Below are 19,379 nucleotides of genomic sequence, written 5' to 3'. Positions count from 1 at the left end.
GCATCGCGAGACCATGGTCGAGGGGCGAATGACGCTTCGCAGCGTTACCTGACGGATTTTACTTTCGCCGCCCTTAAGACGGCGATACGTTTTTATCGGAAAGATTCAGAAAAGTATAGGTAGAACTTATACTTTCTGAATCGTTAAAAAAGGCGGCCCGAAGGCCGCCTGCATAATTGGGTATCCGTATAATGTTAGAGACTGCCGCCGCCAAGTCCTGGCAGACCCAGCTGGCTCAGCTGATCCTCGGTCAGCACGTCTTCCGCCTTCGGCTCGCCCGACAGCTTCACGTCGCCGTTGATGTCGGTCAGCTCCTGGACGATCTTGAGCGTGCCGCTGGTAGTCTGACCATCCTCTGTGCCCGCGAACGCGATCTTGGCGTCGGTGTAGCTGGCATAACCCTTGCCGTCGATGCCGATGTTGGAGAGGATATCGAGCGTCTGCACGCTCTTTTTGAATTCCTCAAGATCCTTCGAAATATCGTTGTCTTTGGATTCGGCCAGGCTCTTCTTGGCTTCGTCCAGGTCGGACTGCTCGAGCTTCAGCATCTTGCGATACGCTTCGTTCTTGGAGAGCAGATCGATGACTTCCGGTCCGATATCGTTCGTGATCGTCTGGATGAGCGGTTCGACCTGATCCTTCGTCACGTGCGTCTGCACGACCTTATCGATGCCGTCCGTCGTAATGCCCGCATCCTTGGCGGAGACATCCTTCAGGTAAGTGTCCTCGTCGATATGCTTGAATACGATTGCGGACACGTCGTTCAAGAGCTTCTGCGTCGTGCCGATGTCGAGCGACTGGATATCTTGGCCCTCCTGCTCGGCCAGCTTCTTCAGGTCGACTTCGATATACTTGCCGACGATCTCTGCGGGCAGGCCCAGCATCGGGATATTCGGCACCTTGACCCAAAGCTTTTCCTTGTTCATGACGATCGGCACAGTGAAGGTCATCGCGAGATCGCCTTTAATATTGATCTGCAGGTTGATCTCGGCGAGCATCGGATCCTTGCGGTAGCCGCCTGTCCATGACAGCTCCGCGTTGCTCAGGAAGCCGCTGGCCATACTTGCATACCCTTCGTCGTCCGCGGTTTCGGGCAGCTTCAGATCGGAGACCTGGAGGCTTCCTTTCATGCTATAGGAATCGATTTGAGACGATTTCTTCAGGGCGTCTTGAAGTGTCTCCGATGCCGACTTGGAACCTGTGCAACCAGCCAGCAGGATGAGCACGAGGAGCGCTGCTATGGCGGCCAGTACTCTCTTATGGTTAAGCAAAGTAACAAAATCCCCCCTTCAAATTCTGGATGATTGCTTCTAGAAATAGAAGCAGCCTCCATTTTAGTCCATTAAGGACCAAGATGGAAGCTATTTTTGTTAAAGAGTTGATTAATCCGGATTGTAAACGGTTGCTCGCTAATGAATGTCCTTTTTTACGGAAGCGACCGCCCTTGACATCATGAATGTTGCCGACGGCGAGGAAGGCGACGGGGTCGAGCTCGTTGACGATCAGCTTGAGCTTGGCCTCCTCCAGACGGGAAATGACGCAGAAGATGACTTGCTTGGCATTGCCCGAATAGCCGCCTTCTCCGTTCAGATAAGTCACGCCCCGGCCGAGACGGCTCACGATGGCATCGCCGATATCGCGATAGTTGTCGCTGATGATCCAGACGGATTTGGACTCGTCGAAGCCTTCGATCGTCAGATCGATGACCTTGAACGCTATATAATAGGCGATCAGGGAGAACATGGCGTTGTCCCACCCGAATACCAAGCCTGCGCTTCCTCAGGATGAATACGTTGATGAACATGACCATTTGGCCGACGGAAAAAGGGCTGCGCTTGCTGAACAGGATTGCGACGATCTCCGTCCCGTCCGTCGTGCCGCCGAAGCGGATGACGATGCCGACGCCCACGCCGAGGAAGATCCCTCCGAAGATAGCGGCCAGCAGCGTTTGATCTGTAAAGGGTTCTACGTGGTGCAGCGCCTGCGTCGTGATCGCAAGCGTAACGACGCCTAGCAAGGTAGACAGCGCGAAGGTTTTGCCGATTTGCTTGTAGCCGATAATGAGGAAAGGCAGGTTAAAAAGGAACAGGAAGATACCGATAGGCCAATGCGTAAGATAGGCGACCATGATGGAAATGCCGGTGATGCCGCCGTCGATGATGGAGTTCGGAACCAGAAATACTTCAAGCGCCGCGCCGACGAGTACGGCGCCGACGATGATGGCGATGACGCGCTTCGCGATTTCAAAGACCGGAAGGCCTGTATGCTGCGCTTTCTTGGCCGGCGCTTGGACCGCCGCTTGGCTTTGAGCCGGGGGAGACTTGAGCTTGGATTTCTTCGAACTGGTCATAGGCACCTCCTGCTAAACAATTTCTGATTCTATTATAACAGTTTAAAGTATGCGGAGAAAAGACACAGTATTAAAAAAATGAGCATTTTTCAGCGAATTTGGCCATTTTCGACGCAAATAAGCGATTCAGGCCGCTCAGTAGCGGCTTAAATCGCTTAATGTTCGCAGGAGATGACGTTGCGGCCTCGCGCTGGGTTGCCGTTCGTCGCCTTTAGACCCTCGCGCGGCCGCTACGGACTCCGTTAACCCTGCGGATTATTGTGGCTCACATGATTGCGATTTTTGACTTTTTTGGAGCCGGACAACGGCGCCTGTCCGCCGCGGCGTCCCGGACTCCGCTCCTCCCGCTCTTCCTGCGGATTCGCCTCCGGCACCGGCTGCGATTTGGGCTTGCTCATCGGAAAAGCTCCCTTCGCTCGTTAGTCGTGGTGCTTCAGCGTCTTGTCGTTAACCGGCTGATCATGGTTCATCGAATCCTGGTGACGTCGATCGTTGTGCTGCTGATTAAGCTGCTGGGCGTGATGCGCGTTAACTTTTTCCTCCGCGAGATCCTCCACGACGTTGCTCAAGTTCTTATCCGCCATTCCGTTATCATTGGCCAATTCGTTCACCCCTAAGCATGCGTGTAAGGCTGCAGCGTCTGCGCGCATTCGTGCAGATGTCTGCGATAGTCGACGATAAGCTCCTGCAGCACGTCGCTGCGCTCATCCACCGCTTGACCGTCTCGTTCGACGTCGGAGAGACCGATCTCGATCTCGCGGCTGTCCACGTAGCGGACGGAGAAGTCGAATTCGAGGTTCTGACGTCCGGCGCTGCGAATCTGAACGAGCAAACCGTCCGGGTTCGCTTCGTCCGCGCGTACTTCGGCCTGGTCGCCGCCGTGCAGATGCTGCTGAAGCTCGCTCTGCCATCTTTGCACAAGCTCGGATTGGGGAATCGTAAGTTTATCTTCGGTTGACATGGATCATGCACCTCCGCTCCGTTAGATTGGCCCGGGACGGCGCAGTTCATGCAGAAAAGCCGGGACGCGTATGGAGAGCATACTCGGTCGCGAATACTTGCCGGGAAATGCTGAACGGCTTTGTTAATTTTTCCAAAAAAGCCGCAGTTTCTTCTAGGCGCGTAAGTCGCAGCCTTGCCGCACCTGTCGGTGCTGCCACGGCCAAAGCGACGATCACGCCGGGGCCTACGAACATGCCTTGGGGCATGTTCGCTTTACGGCCCGTTCGAATCCCACCCGCCATACGCAAAAAACGATTCCCTTGAGGGAATCGGCTTGTTTTTTTGCGTATGGCGGAGAGAGTGGGATTCGCTCCGTCGCAGCCATGGCACACCTGTCGGTGCCGCCATGGCCAAAGCGACGATCACGCCGGGGCCTACGAACATGCCTTGAGGCATGTTCGCTTTACGGCCCGTTCGAATCCCACCCGCCATACGCAAAAAACGATTCCCTTGAGGGAATCGGCTTGTTTTTTGCGTATGGCGGAGAGAGTGGGATTCGAACCCACGTGGGCTTGCACCCTAACGGTTTTCAAGACCGCCCCGTTATGACCGCTTCGGTATCTCTCCAAGAATAGAGCGCATTGGACTCCTCGCGTGAGGTCGGCCAACCCGCTCCGTAATCATATCATAGGCCCGAGAGCCCAATCAACCCCTGCGAGGCGCGATAATCTCAAGTCCGCCCATGTAAGGACGCAGCGCCTCGGGCACGACGACCGTGCCGTCCGCCTGCTGGTAGTTCTCGAGGATCGCGGCGACCGTGCGGCCCAGCGCAAGACCGGAGCCATTCAGCGTGTGCACGTACTCCGGCTTCGCGCCCGTCTCGCGACGGAAGCGAATGCCCGCGCGACGCGCCTGGAAGTCCTCGAAGTTCGTGCAGGACGAGATCTCGCGATACGTCGACATGCTGGGCAGCCACACCTCGAGGTCATACGTCTTGGCGGAGGCGAAGCCCATGTCGCCCGTGCACAGCGCGAGTACGCGGTAGGGGAGGCCCAGCTGCCGCAGCACGCGCTCGGCTTCGCCGGTCAGCGACTCGAGCGCCTCGTACGATGTCTCCGGATCGACGAGCTGGACAAGCTCGACCTTGTTGAACTGGTGCTGCCGGATAAGCCCGCGGGTATCCCGTCCGGCCGCGCCGGCTTCGGAACGAAAGCATGCGCTGAACGCCACGAGCTTGCGCGGCAGTTGGTCCTTGGCCAGAATCTCGTCGCGATGCAGATTCGTGACCGGCACTTCAGCCGTCGGAATCAGGTAATACTCCGTGTCCGCGAGCTTGAACAGGTCTTCTTCGAACTTGGGCAGCTGGCCCGTGCCGACGAGGCTGTCACGATTAACGATGTACGGAGGCAGGATCTCTTCATAACCGTGCTGATCCGCATGCAGGTCCATCATCAGGTTAATCAACGCACGTTCGAGGCGGGCGCCCAGACCTTTATAAAATACGAAACGCGAACCCGTAACCTTAGCCGCCGCCTCAAAGTCGAGAATGCCGAGTCCCTCGGCAATCTCCCAGTGCGCCTTCGGCTCGAAACCGAGGCTGACCGGCTCGCCGACGCGACGAACCTCGACATTGTCGGCTTCGCTCGCGCCGACCGGCACGCTCTCGTTCGGAATGTTCGGCACCGCGAGCAGCATTGCGTCGGACTCGGCTTCAAGCCCGCGAAGCTCCTCATCGATCTGCTTGATGCGATCGCCGACTTCCTTCATCTCGGCGATCAGCCCGTCGGCGTCGCCGCCGCTTTTTTTAAGCTTCGCGACTTCTTGGGAAACGACGTTGCGCCGGTTTTTCAGATTGTCGCTCTCGGTCTGCAGCTCGCGGCGTCTGGCGTCGATCGCCGGAAACGCGGCGATGAGCTCTTCCGAGGCGCCCCGCTTCTTTAGCGCGTCCGCTACCTTGCCGTAGTCGGCGCGCAGCAACTTGATATCGATCATCGGTAGGTGATCCTCCTGACCCTGCGAAGGGAAATATACGTCGGCGCAGGCGCGTGCCCTTGCCTATGCGCGAACAAGCATGCTTAGCGCTGGCCTTGACCGGCCGCCTCGCGCGCCATGTCGATGAACAGGCCGTGCAAGCGGTAGTCGTCCGTCAGCTCCGGGTGGTACGAAGCGGCGAGCAAATGACCCTGCCTTGCGGTGACGATCTCGTCCTTGTAGACGGACAGCACCTCGACATCCGGCCCGACCTCGGTGATGAGCGGGGCGCGGATGAACACCGCGCGAAGCGGAGACTCGATGCCCTTGACGGGCAGATCGGTCTCGAAGCTCTCGCGCTGGCGGCCGAACGCATTGCGCGCGACCGTCATGTCCATCAGTTGCAGATGCGGCTCCTCGTCGCCCGTCAGGCGCTCCGCCAGCACGATGAGACCGGCGCATGTGCCGAATACCGGCTTGCCGGCGGCAGCGTAACCGCGCACCGCTTCAATGAACCCGTACTTGCGCATCAGCTTACCGATCGTCGTGCTCTCCCCGCCGGGAATGATGAGACCGTCGATCTCCTCCAGCTGCTCCGTGCGCTTGACCGCCACGCCTTCGCCGCCGGCGAGCTCAATGCTTCGGATATGCTCCGCTACCGCGCCTTGCAGCGCCAGAACTCCGATTTTCATGGATGTACGACCTTCCTTCGTGTTCAGCCTTCTAAACCAATCGGGGCGGTCTCGCGACCGGCGATGTGCCGGGGCGAGACCGCCCGAATCTGTGGCTTGGCCGCGGCGACTCGCGTGCGCCCGTTCAAGCGATGGGCCGCCCGTAGGCGGCAAGCCGCGATTAGATGCCGCGGTCTTGCATGCGCTGGGACAGGTCCAGCTTGGAGATCTCGATGCCCTTCATCGGCGTGCCAAGGTTCTTGGAGACGCGGGCGATCAGCTCGTAGTCCTCATAGTGCGTCGTCGCTTCGACGATCGCGCGCGCGAACTTCTCGGGGCTGTCGGACTTGAAGATGCCGGAACCGACGAATACGCCGTCGGAGCCCAGGTGCATCATCAGCGCGGCGTCCGAAGGCGTCGCGATGCCGCCGGCCGCGAAGTTGACGACCGGGAGGCGGCCCGTCTCATGAACGCCAAGCAGCAGCTCGTACGGCACGCCCAGCGTCTTGGCCTCGTGGTACAGCTCGTCCTTCGCCAGGTTCTGAACCTTGCGGATCTGGCCCGAGATGAGGCGCATATGGCGAACGGCCTCGACGATGTTGCCCGTGCCCGGCTCGCCCTTCGTACGAAGCATGGAAGCGCCCTCTTGAATGCGGCGCAGCGCTTCGCCAAGGTCCTTGGCGCCGCAGACGAACGGCACCGTGAAGTCGCCCTTGCTGATATGGAATACGTCGTCGGCCGGCGTCAGCACTTCGCTCTCGTCGATGTAGTCGACGCCGAGGGACTCGAGCACCTTCGCTTCGACGTAGTGACCGATCCGCGCCTTCGCCATGACCGGGATGCTGACGACCTTCATGACTTCCTCTACGATCGTCGGGTCCGCCATGCGGGCGACGCCGCCGGCCGCCCGGATATCGGACGGTACGCGCTCGAGCGCCATGACCGCCGTAGCGCCTGCCGCTTCGGCGACTTTCGCTTGCTCGGCGTTCATGACGTCCATGATGACGCCGCCCTTTTGCATCTCTGCCATGCCGCGCTTAACTCTCGATGTGCCTGTCTCCATTTTACCTACGCCTCCAATACATTCTAAGCATTTATTTTACAGGAAGGGCCAAAGATAGACAACCCGTACGGTCGGGATTGTACCGATCAAAACAGATTGACGATCCCCTTGAAAAGACCGCTGAAAAATGCGCCGATCGCCCGCAGCATAAGCTTGAACCAGCCGGCCTTGTTCACGTCCTCGGTCGCGACCAGATCGACGGTGACCGACTTGTCCTCCTGCGTGACGGGATCCTTGTATGTGTAGGTGGCCTTGCCCACCTTATCCCCTTGCTTCAGCGGCGCGACCAGCGGATCGCTCGTCGGGACGACTTCCTTAAGCTGCGCTTCGACCTTGCTTGTCTTCGGCAGCATCACGGTGACATCCTGTCCGGTGACGACTTGCACCGACTTTTTGCCGCCTTTTTTCACCTTTAGCGTCTCGTGTTCGGCAATCGCCGTCTTGGGCTGCACAAGCGTCTTCTTCTCGAAGCTGCCGAAGCCGTAGTCGAACAGCTTGGCCGTCTCGAGGAACCGCTTGCCGTCGTTCGAGTTGCCCGGCACGCCCATGACGACCGCGATGAGCCGCGTGCCGTTCTGGAGCGCCGTCCCGGTGAAGCAATTGCCCGCATTGGAAGTATGACCCGTTTTCAGGCCGTCAACGCCGGGATAGGCGAATTTCTTGAAATTTTGCACGTTCTTGTTCGACTCGAGCATCCAGTCCCAGTTGATCAGCGGCTGTTTGTCGCGTTCGCGGAACTGATACGTCTGCATCTTGGAGTACTCCAGAAACTCCGGGTAGTCCTTCAATATATGGTAGGCCAGCAGCGCCGAATCGTGAGCCGACATCACCGTCTCGCCTTCGATCGAAGTGGGGCGATAAGCCTCCGGCATATCCGCGCGATCAAGACCGGTCGAGTTGATAAAATGGGAGTCGTTCATGCCGAGCTGCTTGGCCGTCTCGTTCATGAGTTTGGCAAAGGCCTCTTCGGACCCGCCGACCGTCTCCGCGAGCTGCGTCGTCGCGTCGTTGGCTGAGCCGACCGCCATCGCGATGTAGAGCTCCCGCACCGTATGCTTGTCGCCAACGGCCAGGAATACCCGGCTGCCAATCTGCTTGGCTGCGTTCTCTTGTACGGTGATCTCCTGGTCCCAGCTGATCTTGCCTTCTTGAATCGCCTTGAATACGAGATATTCCGTCATCATCTTGGTCATGCTTGCAGGCGGCAGCGCAGTATCCGCGTTGTTCTGATACAGCACCTGGCCGGTATCCGCATCCATCAGATAGGCGGACTTAACATTTAGTTGAAGACCGCTGATATCGTTCGTGGCGGCCGAAGAGCGCGGCAGCAGCATCGCTTGCAGCAAGGCGGCTAGAAGTAGGATGGCTAGAAGCTTGAACATGACAGCGCGGGATTGCTTCGCATAGCGAACATAAGCTTGATTCAACACGCGACTCTCCTTTTGCCTAACTTATTTATGAGTCGGACGAGGCCGTGAACTCCGTCTGTTATTGTAACATACCGCACCCAAAGGCAAAAGCCGCAAGGCGACGTTAGCTCGCCCTGCGGCTTTTCGTATCGATCGGGTGCAACATGCCGATTACATCGAATAGTTCGGCGCTTCCTTCGTGATCTGAACGTCATGCGGATGACTCTCGCGCAGGCCTGCGCCGGTAATGCGAACGAACTCGGTATCGTTCTTCAGCTCATCGAGCGTCGCCGTGCCGCAGTAGCCCATGCCGGAGCGCAGGCCGCCGAGCAACTGGTGCAGCGTGTCGCGCAGCGGCCCCTTGTATGGCAAGCGCCCTTCGATGCCTTCCGGCACCAGCTTGGAGTCGTCCTCCTGGAAATAACGGTCCTTCGACCCTTCCTTCATCGCGCCGATCGAGCCCATGCCCCGATAGGACTTGTAGCGGCGGCCCTGATAGATCTCGGACTCGCCCGGGCTCTCTTCGGTGCCGGCGAACAGACTCCCGAGCATGACCGCGCTCGCTCCTGCCGCGATCGCCTTCGTGATCTCGCCCGAATACTTGATGCCGCCGTCCGCGATGATCGGGACGTTGTACTCACGCGCGACCGTCGCGCAGTCGTAGATCGCCGTGATCTGCGGCACCCCGATGCCCGCGATGACGCGCGTCGTGCAGATCGAACCCGGCCCGATGCCGACCTTGACGACCGAAGCGCCGGCTTCGATCAAGTCGCGCGTCGCTTCGCCGGTCGCCACGTTGCCTGCCACGATCGTCAGTTCCGGGAACCGCTCGCGCAGCTTGCGGACCATCGTGACGATATCGATGTGGTGGCCATGCGCCGAATCGACGACGAGCACGTCGACGCCGGACTTCACCAGCGCGTCCGCGCGTTCGAACGTATCCTTCGACACACCGACGGCCGCGCCTGCGAGCAGGCGGCCTTGCTTGTCTTTCGCAGCGTTCGGGAACTGGATCGCCTTCTCGATATCCTTGATCGTAATAAGGCCCTTCAGCGTATTGGAATCGTCCACGAGCGGAAGCTTCTCGATCTTGTGCTTCTGAAGCAGCAGCTTCCGCCTCTTGAAGCGTCGTGCCCACCGGCGCCGTCACCAGATTTTCGCTGGTCATCACTTCTTTGATCTTAATGGAGTAATCGTGCACGAAACGCAGGTCGCGGTTCGTCAGGATACCGACCAGCTTGCCGCCGTCGTCCGTGATCGGCACGCCGGAGATCCGGTACTTGCCCATCAATTCTTCTGCGTCATAGACATGATGTTCGGGCGTCAGCGAGAACGGATTCGTGATGACCCCGCTCTCCGACCGCTTGACGCGATCGACTTCTTCGGCCTGCTGAGCGACGGACATGTTCTTATGAATGATGCCGATGCCGCCTTCGCGGGCGATGGCGATCGCCAGAGCCGATTCCGTGACCGTATCCATCCCGGCGCTGATCAGCGGAATATTCAGCTTCACGGAAGGGCTGAGCGCCGTCTGGACGCTGACGTCCCTCGGCAGGATCGACGACTTGCGCGGGATGAGCAGAACGTCGTCGAACGTCAAGCCTTCCTTGGCGAATTTATTTTGCCACACGAACTTTTTCCTCCTTTGGAAATGCGATAATTTATCGTTACCGAAATTGAATTATAGGCAATCTTAGCAGAGGCTCTTGGGGCTGTCAAGGCGCATGGCAGGCCTTATCGGGCGGTTTTGTTTATAGGACCATTCAACGATCCGCGCACGATTCCGATCCTTCCTTTTGCTGGCGAAAACGTCCTTCGAGACCGTCCGAAGGGAAACTGGAATCTCAACTAAACGCGCGACCCATCCGTGGCAGTCGTTTATCGGGCGATCCGTACCAGACTCGGATATAACGCTATTCCAGGTTCGCAGTATCTAAGGGGGCAAACGAAAGCGGCTCTAGAACACACCATCTGCTCGAGCCGATGATTCAACCGCTTCCAGGGAATTTAAACAATAGCCAGAAGTGCAGGAAATTTAAATAGAAGGGAGGCAACACTAACAAACCTTTTCGTTTAAAGGCAAGTTATCCTGAAGGATTTAGGAGGGAATATATGTACTGTACATGCTGGAACACAAAGATAGGTACGCTTCCGTTCGCGTCGGAGGAATCTGCAGGATCAACGGCTGCGGGAATCAACTTTAAAGCTTGTCCCGGCGGAAATGTGCGATGAAGCTCTCCCATGAGAACAGCATGACTAAGAAACTTGTTAACGACATCCTTGCGGTTTAAGCGATCCGCGAGGTACGCGAACGCCTAAGCTTGAATTCATTCCTATACGCTAACTTTGCACTTCCGCCGAAGCTCCGACCGTTCCGTCCTCGCTCTGATCTTCCGGCTGGTCGTTCGATCCGCCGCTGTTGACCAACGCCGCCATGCTCCACATCCATTGCTCCGTTTGCAGCTTTGCGCTAGACGTCGAAGCTTGTGCGCCGTTGCCCCAGAACGAACCGCCAATACTAATCGCAAGCGCCAGCGTACTTGCCGCTATGATCTTTGACATGAGATATCCGCCTTCCGATATTTCTCTTTATTAAGTGGTATGATTGTATCTTAACCTCTGTTTTTGAACTGAATATGAAATGCGCCTTAAGAGTTACTTAAGATTGGACTTGATTTAAAGCTGTTTACTATTCTTTACCCGCTCGAACAAGAAAGTACAACGTTTTGGGCGGATTCCAGATCCGTTATTTCTTGCGTTTTCGCACATACTTGGTTGATTCCGGCCCCCCCGTCGCTAAGCCCTCTGTACGCGGACCCAGCATACGTTATTTCCATTCTTTCCGCCCATTTAGGCGAGTCTGCGGACCCAGTTGCCGCTATTCGCACGGTCGCGGCGATTTTAAGCGACTTCGGCGCCAATAACGACTTTCCGGTCCGCAACTTACGCAAAACGATGGATATCCGCAAAATAACGGCCACTGTGTCCGCTAACCCATCCGAAGCCGCGCATCCCGCCCATACTGTTCGCAAAACACAAAAGAGAACCACCCTCCGAAGAAGGTGGTTCTCTTTTAGCCTGGCGACGTCCGACTCTCCCAGGACCCTGCGGTCCAAGTACCATTGGCGCTGGAGGGCTTAACGGTCGTGTTCGAGATGGGTACGCGTGGGACCCCTCCGCCATAATCACCAGACCTGTTGCGCAGCGAAGCGCGCAAAACGGTGTAGCCTGTTCAGGCTTAACCTCCTGTTTGGCATAAGCCAACCAGCTTTGCAGCTTCACAGAGCTTGCGCCCTGAAAACCGGATGCGAAACGAAGATGCGCTAGAAATGCTCTTACCTGTGCGGCTTGCCGTTTGTTCCTCGGAAGGAACGGTAGGATAAGCCCTCGACCGATTAGTACTCGTCAGCTACACATGTTGCCATGCTTACACCCCGAGCCTATCAACCTGGTGTTCTTCCAGGGGTCTTACATACTGGGAAATCTCATCTTGAGGCGGGCTTCGCGCTTAGATGCTTTCAGCGCTTATCCCTCCCGCACTTGGCTACCCAGCGATGCTCCTGGCGGAACAACTGGTACACCAGCGGTGCGTCCATCCCGGTCCTCTCGTACTAAGGACAGCCCCTCTCAAATTTCCTACGCCCGCGACAGATAGGGACCGAACTGTCTCACGACGTTCTGAACCCAGCTCGCGTACCGCTTTAATGGGCGAACAGCCCAACCCTTGGGACCTACTTCAGCCCCAGGATGCGATGAGCCGACATCGAGGTGCCAAACCTCCCCGTCGATGTGGACTCTTGGGGGGAGATAAGCCTGTTATCCCCAGGGTAGCTTTTATCCGTTGAGCGATGGCCCTTCCATTCGGTACCACCGGATCACTAAGCCCGACTTTCGTCCCTGCTCGACTTGTAGGTCTCGCAGTCAAGCTCCCTTATGCCTTTGCACTCTTCGAATGATTTCCAACCATTCTGAGGGAACCTTGGGGCGCCTCCGTTACGCTTTAGGAGGCGACCGCCCCAGTCAAACTGTCCGCCTGACACGGTCCCTTCACCGGATTCACGGTGACAGGTTAGAACCTAGATACGATCAGGGTGGTATCCCAACGGCGCCTCCATTGAAGCTTGCGCTCCAACTTCTTAGGCTCCCACCTATCCTGTACAGACCGTACCCAAGTTCAATATCAAGCTACAGTAAAGCTCCATGGGGTCTTTCCGTCACGTCGCGGGTAACCTGCATCTTCACAGGTACTAAAATTTCACCGGATCTCTCGTTGAGACAGCGCCCAAGTCGTTACGCCATTCGTGCGGGTCAGAATTTACCTGACAAGGAATTTCGCTACCTTAGGACCGTTATAGTTACGGCCGCCGTTTACTGGGGCTTCGGTTCACAGCTTCGGGTTGCCCCTAACCGCTCCCCTTAACCTTCCAGCACCGGGCAGGCGTCAGCCCGTATACTTCGCCTTACGGCTTCGCACAGACCTGTGTTTTTGCTAAACAGTCGCTTGGGCCTATTCACTGCGGCCCCCCTCGGGCTATTCACCCTACCGAGGCACCCCTTCTCCCGAAGTTACGGGGTCATTTTGCCGAGTTCCTTAACGAGAGTTCTTCCGCGCGCCTTAGAATTCTCTTCTCGCCTACCTGTGTCGGTTTGCGGTACGGGCACCTTCTCCTGGCTAGAGGCTTTTCTCGGCAGCGTGAGCACGGAACCTTCGGTACTGTAATTTTCCCTCCCCCATCACAGCTCAAGGTTAAAGCATGCGGATTTGCCTACATGCACCCCTCACTGCTTGGACGAGCTATTCCATCAGCTCGCGTTCTTGCCCTCCTGCGTCCCCCCATCGCTCATAACGGATTACGGTGGTACAGGAATTTCAACCTGTTGTCCTTCGACTACGCCTTTCGGCCTCGCCTTAGGTCCCGACTTACCCTGAGCGGACGAACCTTCCTCAGGAACCCTTAGGCTTTCGGCGGACAGGATTCTCACCTGTCTTTTCGTTACTCATACCGGCATTCTCACTTGAATGCAGTCCACCGGTCCTCTCGGTCCGACTTCTACCCGCATTCAACGCTCCCCTACCCAAGCGTTTCTAAAAGAAACGCGAGCCATAGCTTCGGTGGTGTGTTTAGCCCCGTTACATTTTCGGCGCAGAGTCACTCGACCAGTGAGCTATTACGCACTCTTTAAATGGTGGCTGCTTCTAAGCCAACATCCTGGTTGTCTTCGCAACTCCACATCCTTTCCCACTTAACACACACTTGGGGACCTTAGCTGATGATCTGGGCTCTTTCCCTCTTGACGACGGATCTTAGCACTCGCCGTCTGACTCCCGAGCATACATCCATGGCATTCGGAGTTTGACTGGACTTGGTAACCCTTGGCGGGCCCCGCACCCAATCAGTGCTCTACCTCCATGATGCTAAATCTCGAGGCTAGCCCTAAAGCTATTTCGGGGAGAACCAGCTATCTCCGAGTTCGATTGGAATTTCTCCCCTACCCCCACGTCATCCCAGAGCTTTTCAACGCTCACGAGTTCGGGCCTCCAGTAAGTGTTACCTCACCTTCACCCTGCACAGGGGTAGATCACCCGGTTTCGGGTCTACGACTACGTACTCAAGCGCCCTATTCAGACTCGCTTTCGCTGCGGCTCCGCATCTCCTGCTTAACCTCGCACGTAAACGTAACTCGCCGGTTCATTCTACAAAAGGCACGCCATCACCCCTAGATCGGGCTCTGACTTCTTGTAAGCGCACGGTTTCAGGTTCTTTTTCACTCCGCTCCCGCGGTGCTTTTCACCTTTCCCTCACGGTACTGCTTCACTATCGGTCGCCAGGGAGTATTTAGCCTTGGCAGATGGTCCTGCCGGATTCCCACGGGGTTTCTCGTGTCCCGCGGTACTCGGGATCCGTCTCGGAGGGAGCAGACTTTCGGCTACGGGGCTTTTACCCTCTATGCCGGGCCTTTCCAGACCTCTTCGCCTAACCTGCTCCTTTGTAACTCCATGTGAGACGTCCCACAACCCCTGAGAGCAAGCTCTCAGGTTTGGGCTAATCCGCTTTCGCTCGCCGCTACTGACGGAATCACTCTTGTTTTCTTCTCCTCCAGGTACTTAGATGTTTCAGTTCCCTGGGTGTGCCTTCTCATGAGCTATGTATTCACTCATGGATGACTGGGCATGACCCCAGCCGGGTTTCCCCATTCGGACATCCCCGGATCAAAGCCTGCTTACGGCTCCCCCGAGGCAATTTCGCTGTTCGCCGCGTCCTTCTTAGGCTCCTGGCGCCTAGGCATCCTCCGTGCGCCCTTAATAGCTTAACCTAACGCTCCGAGTTGTCGATGTCACTACGTTCTCCGATCAACCCGCCGTTCTGCTTGCGCAGTCCGGCCGATCCTCGAAAGGCTGTTCCATTCGACATCTCTTCGCTCTCAGCAAAGTCTACACAAGGCATTGTAGAGAATTTCTAATTTGCGCATTTTCGTTTCGCTATCCGGTTTTCAAGGTGCAAGCAAGTGATCGTAAGATCAGCTTGCTGAAGGATTTCTCCTTCAAAACTGAACTCGAGCGTTAAAACCACGGACTTCGTATTGCCCCGAAGGGCTCCTTAGAAAGGAGGTGATCCAGCCGCACCTTCCGATACGGCTACCTTGTTACGACTTCACCCCAATCATCTACCCCACCTTCGACGGCTGGCTCCCTTGCGGGTTACCCCACCGGCTTCGGGTGTTGTAAACTCTCGTGGTGTGACGGGCGGTGTGTACAAGACCCGGGAACGTATTCACCGCGGCATGCTGATCCGCGATTACTAGCAATTCCGACTTCATGCAGGCGAGTTGCAGCCTGCAATCCGAACTGAGACCGGCTTTGGTAGGATTGGCTCCGTCTCGCGACTTCGCTGCCCGTTGTACCGGCCATTGTAGTACGTGTGTAGCCCAGGTCATAAGGGGCATGATGATTTGACGTCATCCCCGCCTTCCTCCGGTTTGTCACCGGCAGTCGATCTAGAGTGCCCACCCGAAGTGCTGGCAACTAAATCCAAGGGTTGCGCTCGTTGCGGGACTTAACCCAACATCTCACGACACGAGCTGACGACAACCATGCACCACCTGTCTCCTCTGTCCCGAAGGAAAGGTCTATCTCTAGACCGGTCAGAGGGATGTCAAGACCTGGTAAGGTTCTTCGCGTTGCTTCGAATTAAACCACATACTCCACTGCTTGTGCGGGTCCCCGTCAATTCCTTTGAGTTTCAGTCTTGCGACCGTACTCCCCAGGCGGAGTGCTTAATGTGTTAACTTCGGCACCGAGGGGTGGACCCCCCCAACACCTAGCACTCATCGTTTACGGCGTGGACTACCAGGGTATCTAATCCTGTTTGCTCCCCACGCTTTCGCGCCTCAGCGTCAGTTACAGTCCAGAGAGCCGCCTTCGCCACTGGTGTTCCTCCACATCTCTACGCATTTCACCGCTACACGTGGAATTCCGCTCTCCTCTTCTGCACTCAAGTCTCCCAGTTTCCAGTGCATCACGGGGTTGAGCCCCGCACTTAGACACCAGACTTAAAAGACCGCCTGCGCGCGCTTTACGCCCAATAATTCCGGACAACGCTTGCCCCCTACGTATTACCGCGGCTGCTGGCACGTAGTTAGCCGGGGCTTTCTTCTCAGGTACCGTCATCGAACCAGCAGTTAACTGGCCCTTATTCTTCCCTGGCAACAGAGCTTTACGACCCGAAAGCCTTCCTCACTCACGCGGCGTTGCTCCATCAGGCTTGCGCCCATTGTGGAAGATTCCCTACTGCTGCCTCCCGTAGGAGTCTGGGCCGTGTCTCAGTCCCAGTGTGGCCGTTCACCCTCTCAGGTCGGCTACGCATCGTCGCCTTGGTGAGCCGTTACCCCACCAACTAGCTAATGCGCCGCAGGCCCATCCCAAAGCCACAGCTTGCACCGTGTTTCTCAGCAAGATGATGCCATCTCGCTGCCTATCCGGTCTTAGCATTCGTTTCCGAATGTTATCCCGGTCTTCAGGGCAGGTTGCCTACGTGTTACTCACCCGTCCGCCGCTAACCTCGTCAGGAGCAAGCTCCATCTGAGATCCGCTCGACTTGCATGTATTAGGCACGCCGCCAGCGTTCGTCCTGAGCCAGGATCAAACTCTCCATAAAGGGTAGTTCGACTTGCTCATGATAAAGCTGGTATAACTTTTGCCTCAGCCTCGAAAGGCTTCAGCGTCCGTTTGTTTTAACGCTCGATGTTCAGTTTTCAAGGAGCAATCTCGTCTTCGCTCTCGGCCTCTTGCTCGGCGGCCTCTCAGCGGCGACTTGAATAATATATCACAGGCGCCCAGACGATTGCAACACCTTTTTTTAAAAAGAATTTAAAAACATGAAAATCGGTCTGCACCGCATATCGGAGGCGTCTTGCCATGCGCCGCTATCCCCGCCAAACAGACGCTCTCTATATAGAAGCTTTCCCATAAACAACGCCCCAGTCTGCCGCCCCCAGTCCCCCTTCTTCCTGTGCAAAGGGGATACCGTTCAAACGGAGCACGCACGCAGTTGCATTGGATCATCGCTCCGTTCTGCGCCTGTCTCGCTACACTCACAAGCGCAACGAATAAAAAGGAGAGCCGACCGCCTCCCGGCGTTCGGCTCTCCTTTTATTCGATTATTCCCCGCGCATATGTGGGAACAGCAGCACGTCGCGTATAGACGGCGCGTCGGTCAGCAGCATGATCAGACGATCGATGCCGATGCCCAGACCGCCGGTAGGCGGCAAGCCGTACTCGAGCGCGCGGATGAAGTCCTCGTCGAGATCCTGCGCCTCGTCGTTGCCCGCCTCCTTCTCCACCAGCTGCGCTTCGAAGCGCTGGCGCTGGTCGATCGGATCGTTCAGCTCGGTAAAAGCGTTCGCGTGTTCGCGGGCCACGATGAACAGCTCGAAGCGGTCCGTGAAACGCGGATCTTCGGCGTTCTTCTTCGCCAGCGGCGAGATTGCCACCGGGTGCCCGGTCACGAAGGTAGGCTGAATGAGCGTGTGCTCGACAAACGTCTCGAAGAAGGCGTTCACGATATGGCCGAACGTCATGTGCGGCTCGACCGGCACCTTGTGCTCCTTCGCCAGGCGATGCGCTTCCTCGTCGCTCATGTCGACCGTGAAGTCGATGCCTACGGCCTTCTGGATCAGCGAGGTCATGGACTCCCTGCGCCAAGGCGCGGACAGATTGACCTCCTGCCCTTGATAGACGATCTGCGTCGTACCGAGAACTTCTTCAGCCAGATGGACGACCAGGTCTTCCGTCAGCTTCATGATGTCCTTGTAATCCGCATAAGCCTCATACAGCTCGAGCATCGTGAATTCCGGATTGTGACGCGTCGACATCCCTTCGTTGCGATAGACGCGTCCGATCTCGTATACCTTCTCCAAACCGCCGACGATGAGCCGCTTCAGGTGAAGCTCGATCGCGATCCGCATGTACAGCTGCATGTCGAGCGCATTGTGGTGCGTGATAAAAGGCTTGGCCGCGGCCCCGCCGGCGATGGCGTGCAGCGTCGGCGTCTCGACCTCGAGGTAGCCGCGTCCGTCCAGATAACGCCGCATCGACTGGATGATGCGCGAGCGCGTGATGAACGTCTTTTGCACGTCCGGACTGACGATCAGGTCTACGTAACGCTGGCGATAACGCGTCTCTACATCCTTGAGGCCATGGAACTTGTCCGGCAGCGGCAGCAGCGACTTGGTGAGCACGGTCAGCTCCGACACCTTGATCGAGGTCTCGCCGGTACGCGTCTTGAATACCGTACCCTTGACGCCGATGACGTCGCCGATATCGAGAATACCGAACGCTTTGTATTGATCCTCGGCAACGGAATCCTGACGCACGTAGATCTGAATCTTGCCGGTCAGATCCTGAATATGCGCAAAAGAGGCCTTGCCCATCGAACGCTTCTGCATGATGCGTCCCGCCAAGCTGACTTCTTCGGCGAGCTCGTCCAGCTCTTCGGTCGTCTTGGCGTCCAGACGCGCGAGGATATCCCCCCGCGGCAGCCGTCCGATCGAACTTCGCGCCGAACGGATCGATGCCCAGCTTGCGAAGCTCGTCCAGCTTGCCTCGGCGGATCTGCAGCATCTCGCTGAGTTCGGCGGCGGTAGGTTCGGTACTTGCTTGTTGCTCCAAATCTTGACTCATGATGTACACCCTTTCCCAACTGTTATCCGTCAGAACGCGGCCACCCCGCTTTCGTTCAAAAAAGCTTCCGCTGCCGGAAGCTTTTTTTGCGCTCACAGATGGCCTTTTTTTAGCTGGCTGGCACGAGGCCTCGCAGCAGATTACCGTTTGATATCGACGATCTTGTATTGAATAATGCCCGCGGGTACGCTGACTTCGACGGTCGTGCCCTTCGCCTTGCCGATGATCGCGCGTCCGACCGGGCTCTCGTTGGAAATCTTGTTCTTCAGCGGATCGGATTCGGCCGTGCCGACGATCGTATATTCAAGCGTCTCGTTGAATTCGAGGTCTTCGACGACGACGGTGGAGCCGATGCTCACGGTGTTCAGATCGATCTCGTCGTTGTTGATGATGCGGGCGTTGCGCAGCATCTTCTCGAGCGTGATGATGCGGCCTTCAATGAATGCCTGTTCGTTCTTGGCATCTTCGTATTCCGAGTTTTCGCTGATGTCGCCGTAACCGATTGCAACCTTGATCCGTTCGGCGACCTCGCGGCGCTTGACGGACTTCAGGTTCTCCAGTTCCTCTTCGAGCTTCTTGAGCCCATCCGGGGTCAGAAGCACTTCCTTTTCGCTCATCTCACCGATCTCCTGTCGAAGATATGATATCCATGCCGGGCATGAAGGCTTGCTTGCGGAGGCTGCGCCGCGAACCGCGCGGCGGACGCGCACCTTGAATACAGTTATATGGCGAATTGCCGCCGACATGACTGGGAATGTCCCGGCCAGCCGCGGCAATCTCGACCGTCTTGCGA

Annotated in this window: 10 protein-coding genes, 1 tRNA gene, 3 rRNA genes and 3 pseudogenes; all 17 read right to left on the bottom strand. The window is 57.0% G+C overall.

Going from position 1 to position 19,379, the window contains the following annotated elements; all coding sequences use genetic code 11:
* Positions 1-194: 194 nt before the first annotated feature.
* A complete protein-coding gene (locus tag OMP40_RS06110) occupies positions 195-1,271 on the bottom strand; it encodes a hypothetical protein (RefSeq protein WP_277530015.1) in 1,077 nt (358 codons plus the stop codon).
* A gap of 151 nt (positions 1,272-1,422) precedes the next feature.
* Positions 1,423-2,350, bottom strand: a pseudogene (locus OMP40_RS06105) (YitT family protein); the annotation flags it as partial.
* Positions 2,351-2,592: 242 nt separating this feature from the next.
* Positions 2,593-2,748, bottom strand: coding sequence for a small acid-soluble spore protein P (locus tag OMP40_RS06100; protein ID WP_277530013.1), 156 nt, complete (start codon positions 2,746-2,748; stop codon positions 2,593-2,595).
* A gap of 21 nt (positions 2,749-2,769) precedes the next feature.
* Positions 2,770-2,919: a hypothetical protein gene (locus OMP40_RS06095; protein WP_277533244.1), complete on the bottom strand. Its 150-nt coding sequence runs from the start codon at positions 2,917-2,919 to the stop codon at positions 2,770-2,772.
* Between the two features lie 44 nt (positions 2,920-2,963).
* Positions 2,964-3,311 (bottom strand): hypothetical protein, encoded by a 348-nt coding sequence (locus OMP40_RS06090; protein WP_217596726.1) that lies wholly within the window; start codon positions 3,309-3,311, stop codon positions 2,964-2,966.
* A 519-nt stretch (positions 3,312-3,830) separates the two neighbouring features.
* Positions 3,831-3,919: transfer RNA gene (locus OMP40_RS06085), tRNA-Ser, on the bottom strand.
* Positions 3,920-3,997: 78 nt separating this feature from the next.
* Positions 3,998-5,284 carry a serine--tRNA ligase gene (gene serS, locus OMP40_RS06080; protein ID WP_277530008.1) on the bottom strand — a complete coding sequence of 429 codons (1,287 nt, stop codon included), beginning with the start codon at positions 5,282-5,284 and terminating at the stop codon, positions 3,998-4,000.
* An 83-nt stretch (positions 5,285-5,367) separates the two neighbouring features.
* Positions 5,368-5,955: a pyridoxal 5'-phosphate synthase glutaminase subunit PdxT gene (gene pdxT / locus OMP40_RS06075; RefSeq protein ID WP_277530007.1), complete on the bottom strand. Its 588-nt coding sequence runs from the start codon at positions 5,953-5,955 to the stop codon at positions 5,368-5,370.
* Between the two features lie 160 nt (positions 5,956-6,115).
* Positions 6,116-6,997, bottom strand: a complete 882-nt coding sequence (gene pdxS / locus OMP40_RS06070) for a pyridoxal 5'-phosphate synthase lyase subunit PdxS (protein WP_277530005.1) — start codon at positions 6,995-6,997, stop codon at positions 6,116-6,118.
* 86 nt (positions 6,998-7,083) lie between these two features.
* A complete protein-coding gene (locus tag OMP40_RS06065; protein ID WP_420871900.1) occupies positions 7,084-8,427 on the bottom strand; it encodes a D-alanyl-D-alanine carboxypeptidase family protein in 1,344 nt (447 codons plus the stop codon).
* A gap of 150 nt (positions 8,428-8,577) precedes the next feature.
* Positions 8,578-10,036: pseudogene (gene guaB, locus OMP40_RS06060) on the bottom strand (IMP dehydrogenase).
* Positions 10,037-10,746: 710 nt separating this feature from the next.
* Complete coding sequence (locus tag OMP40_RS06055; protein ID WP_277530001.1) at positions 10,747-10,968, bottom strand: hypothetical protein; 222 nt, start codon at positions 10,966-10,968, stop codon at positions 10,747-10,749.
* 514 nt (positions 10,969-11,482) lie between these two features.
* Positions 11,483-11,599, bottom strand: a 5S ribosomal RNA gene (rrf, locus tag OMP40_RS06050).
* 182 nt (positions 11,600-11,781) lie between these two features.
* A 23S ribosomal RNA gene (locus tag OMP40_RS06045) occupies positions 11,782-14,721 on the bottom strand.
* Positions 14,722-15,009: 288 nt separating this feature from the next.
* Positions 15,010-16,562: ribosomal RNA gene (locus OMP40_RS06040) — 16S ribosomal RNA — on the bottom strand.
* The 16S, 23S and 5S rRNA genes sit together here, the layout of an rRNA operon.
* Positions 16,563-17,064: 502 nt before the next feature.
* Positions 17,065-18,586 (bottom strand): annotated as a pseudogene (gene lysS, locus OMP40_RS06035) (lysine--tRNA ligase).
* A gap of 140 nt (positions 18,587-18,726) precedes the next feature.
* Complete coding sequence (greA, locus tag OMP40_RS06030; protein WP_217597019.1) at positions 18,727-19,203, bottom strand: transcription elongation factor GreA; 477 nt, start codon at positions 19,201-19,203, stop codon at positions 18,727-18,729.
* Between the last annotated feature and the right edge of the window lie 176 nt (positions 19,204-19,379).

The organism is Cohnella rhizosphaerae, from assembly GCF_029525575.1.
GTDB lineage: Bacteria > Bacillota > Bacilli > Paenibacillales > Paenibacillaceae > Cohnella > Cohnella rhizosphaerae.
Note: the sequence above shows the minus strand (reverse complement) of the source record. Positions and strands in the feature narration are given on the sequence as shown.

Coding starts and splice junctions, on each gene's coding strand:
- OMP40_RS06100 (WP_277530013.1), bottom strand. CDS start 2,748: ATGAGCAAGCCCAAATCGCAGCCGGTGCCGGAGGCGAATCCGCAGGAA.
- OMP40_RS06090 (WP_217596726.1), bottom strand. CDS start 3,311: ATGTCAACCGAAGATAAACTTACGATTCCCCAATCCGAGCTTGTGCAA.
- serS (WP_277530008.1), bottom strand. CDS start 5,284: ATGATCGATATCAAGTTGCTGCGCGCCGACTACGGCAAGGTAGCGGAC.
- pdxT (WP_277530007.1), bottom strand. CDS start 5,955: ATGAAAATCGGAGTTCTGGCGCTGCAAGGCGCGGTAGCGGAGCATATC.
- pdxS (WP_277530005.1), bottom strand. CDS start 6,997: ATGGAGACAGGCACATCGAGAGTTAAGCGCGGCATGGCAGAGATGCAA.
- OMP40_RS06055 (WP_277530001.1), bottom strand. CDS start 10,968: ATGTCAAAGATCATAGCGGCAAGTACGCTGGCGCTTGCGATTAGTATT.
- greA (WP_217597019.1), bottom strand. CDS start 19,203: ATGAGCGAAAAGGAAGTGCTTCTGACCCCGGATGGGCTCAAGAAGCTC.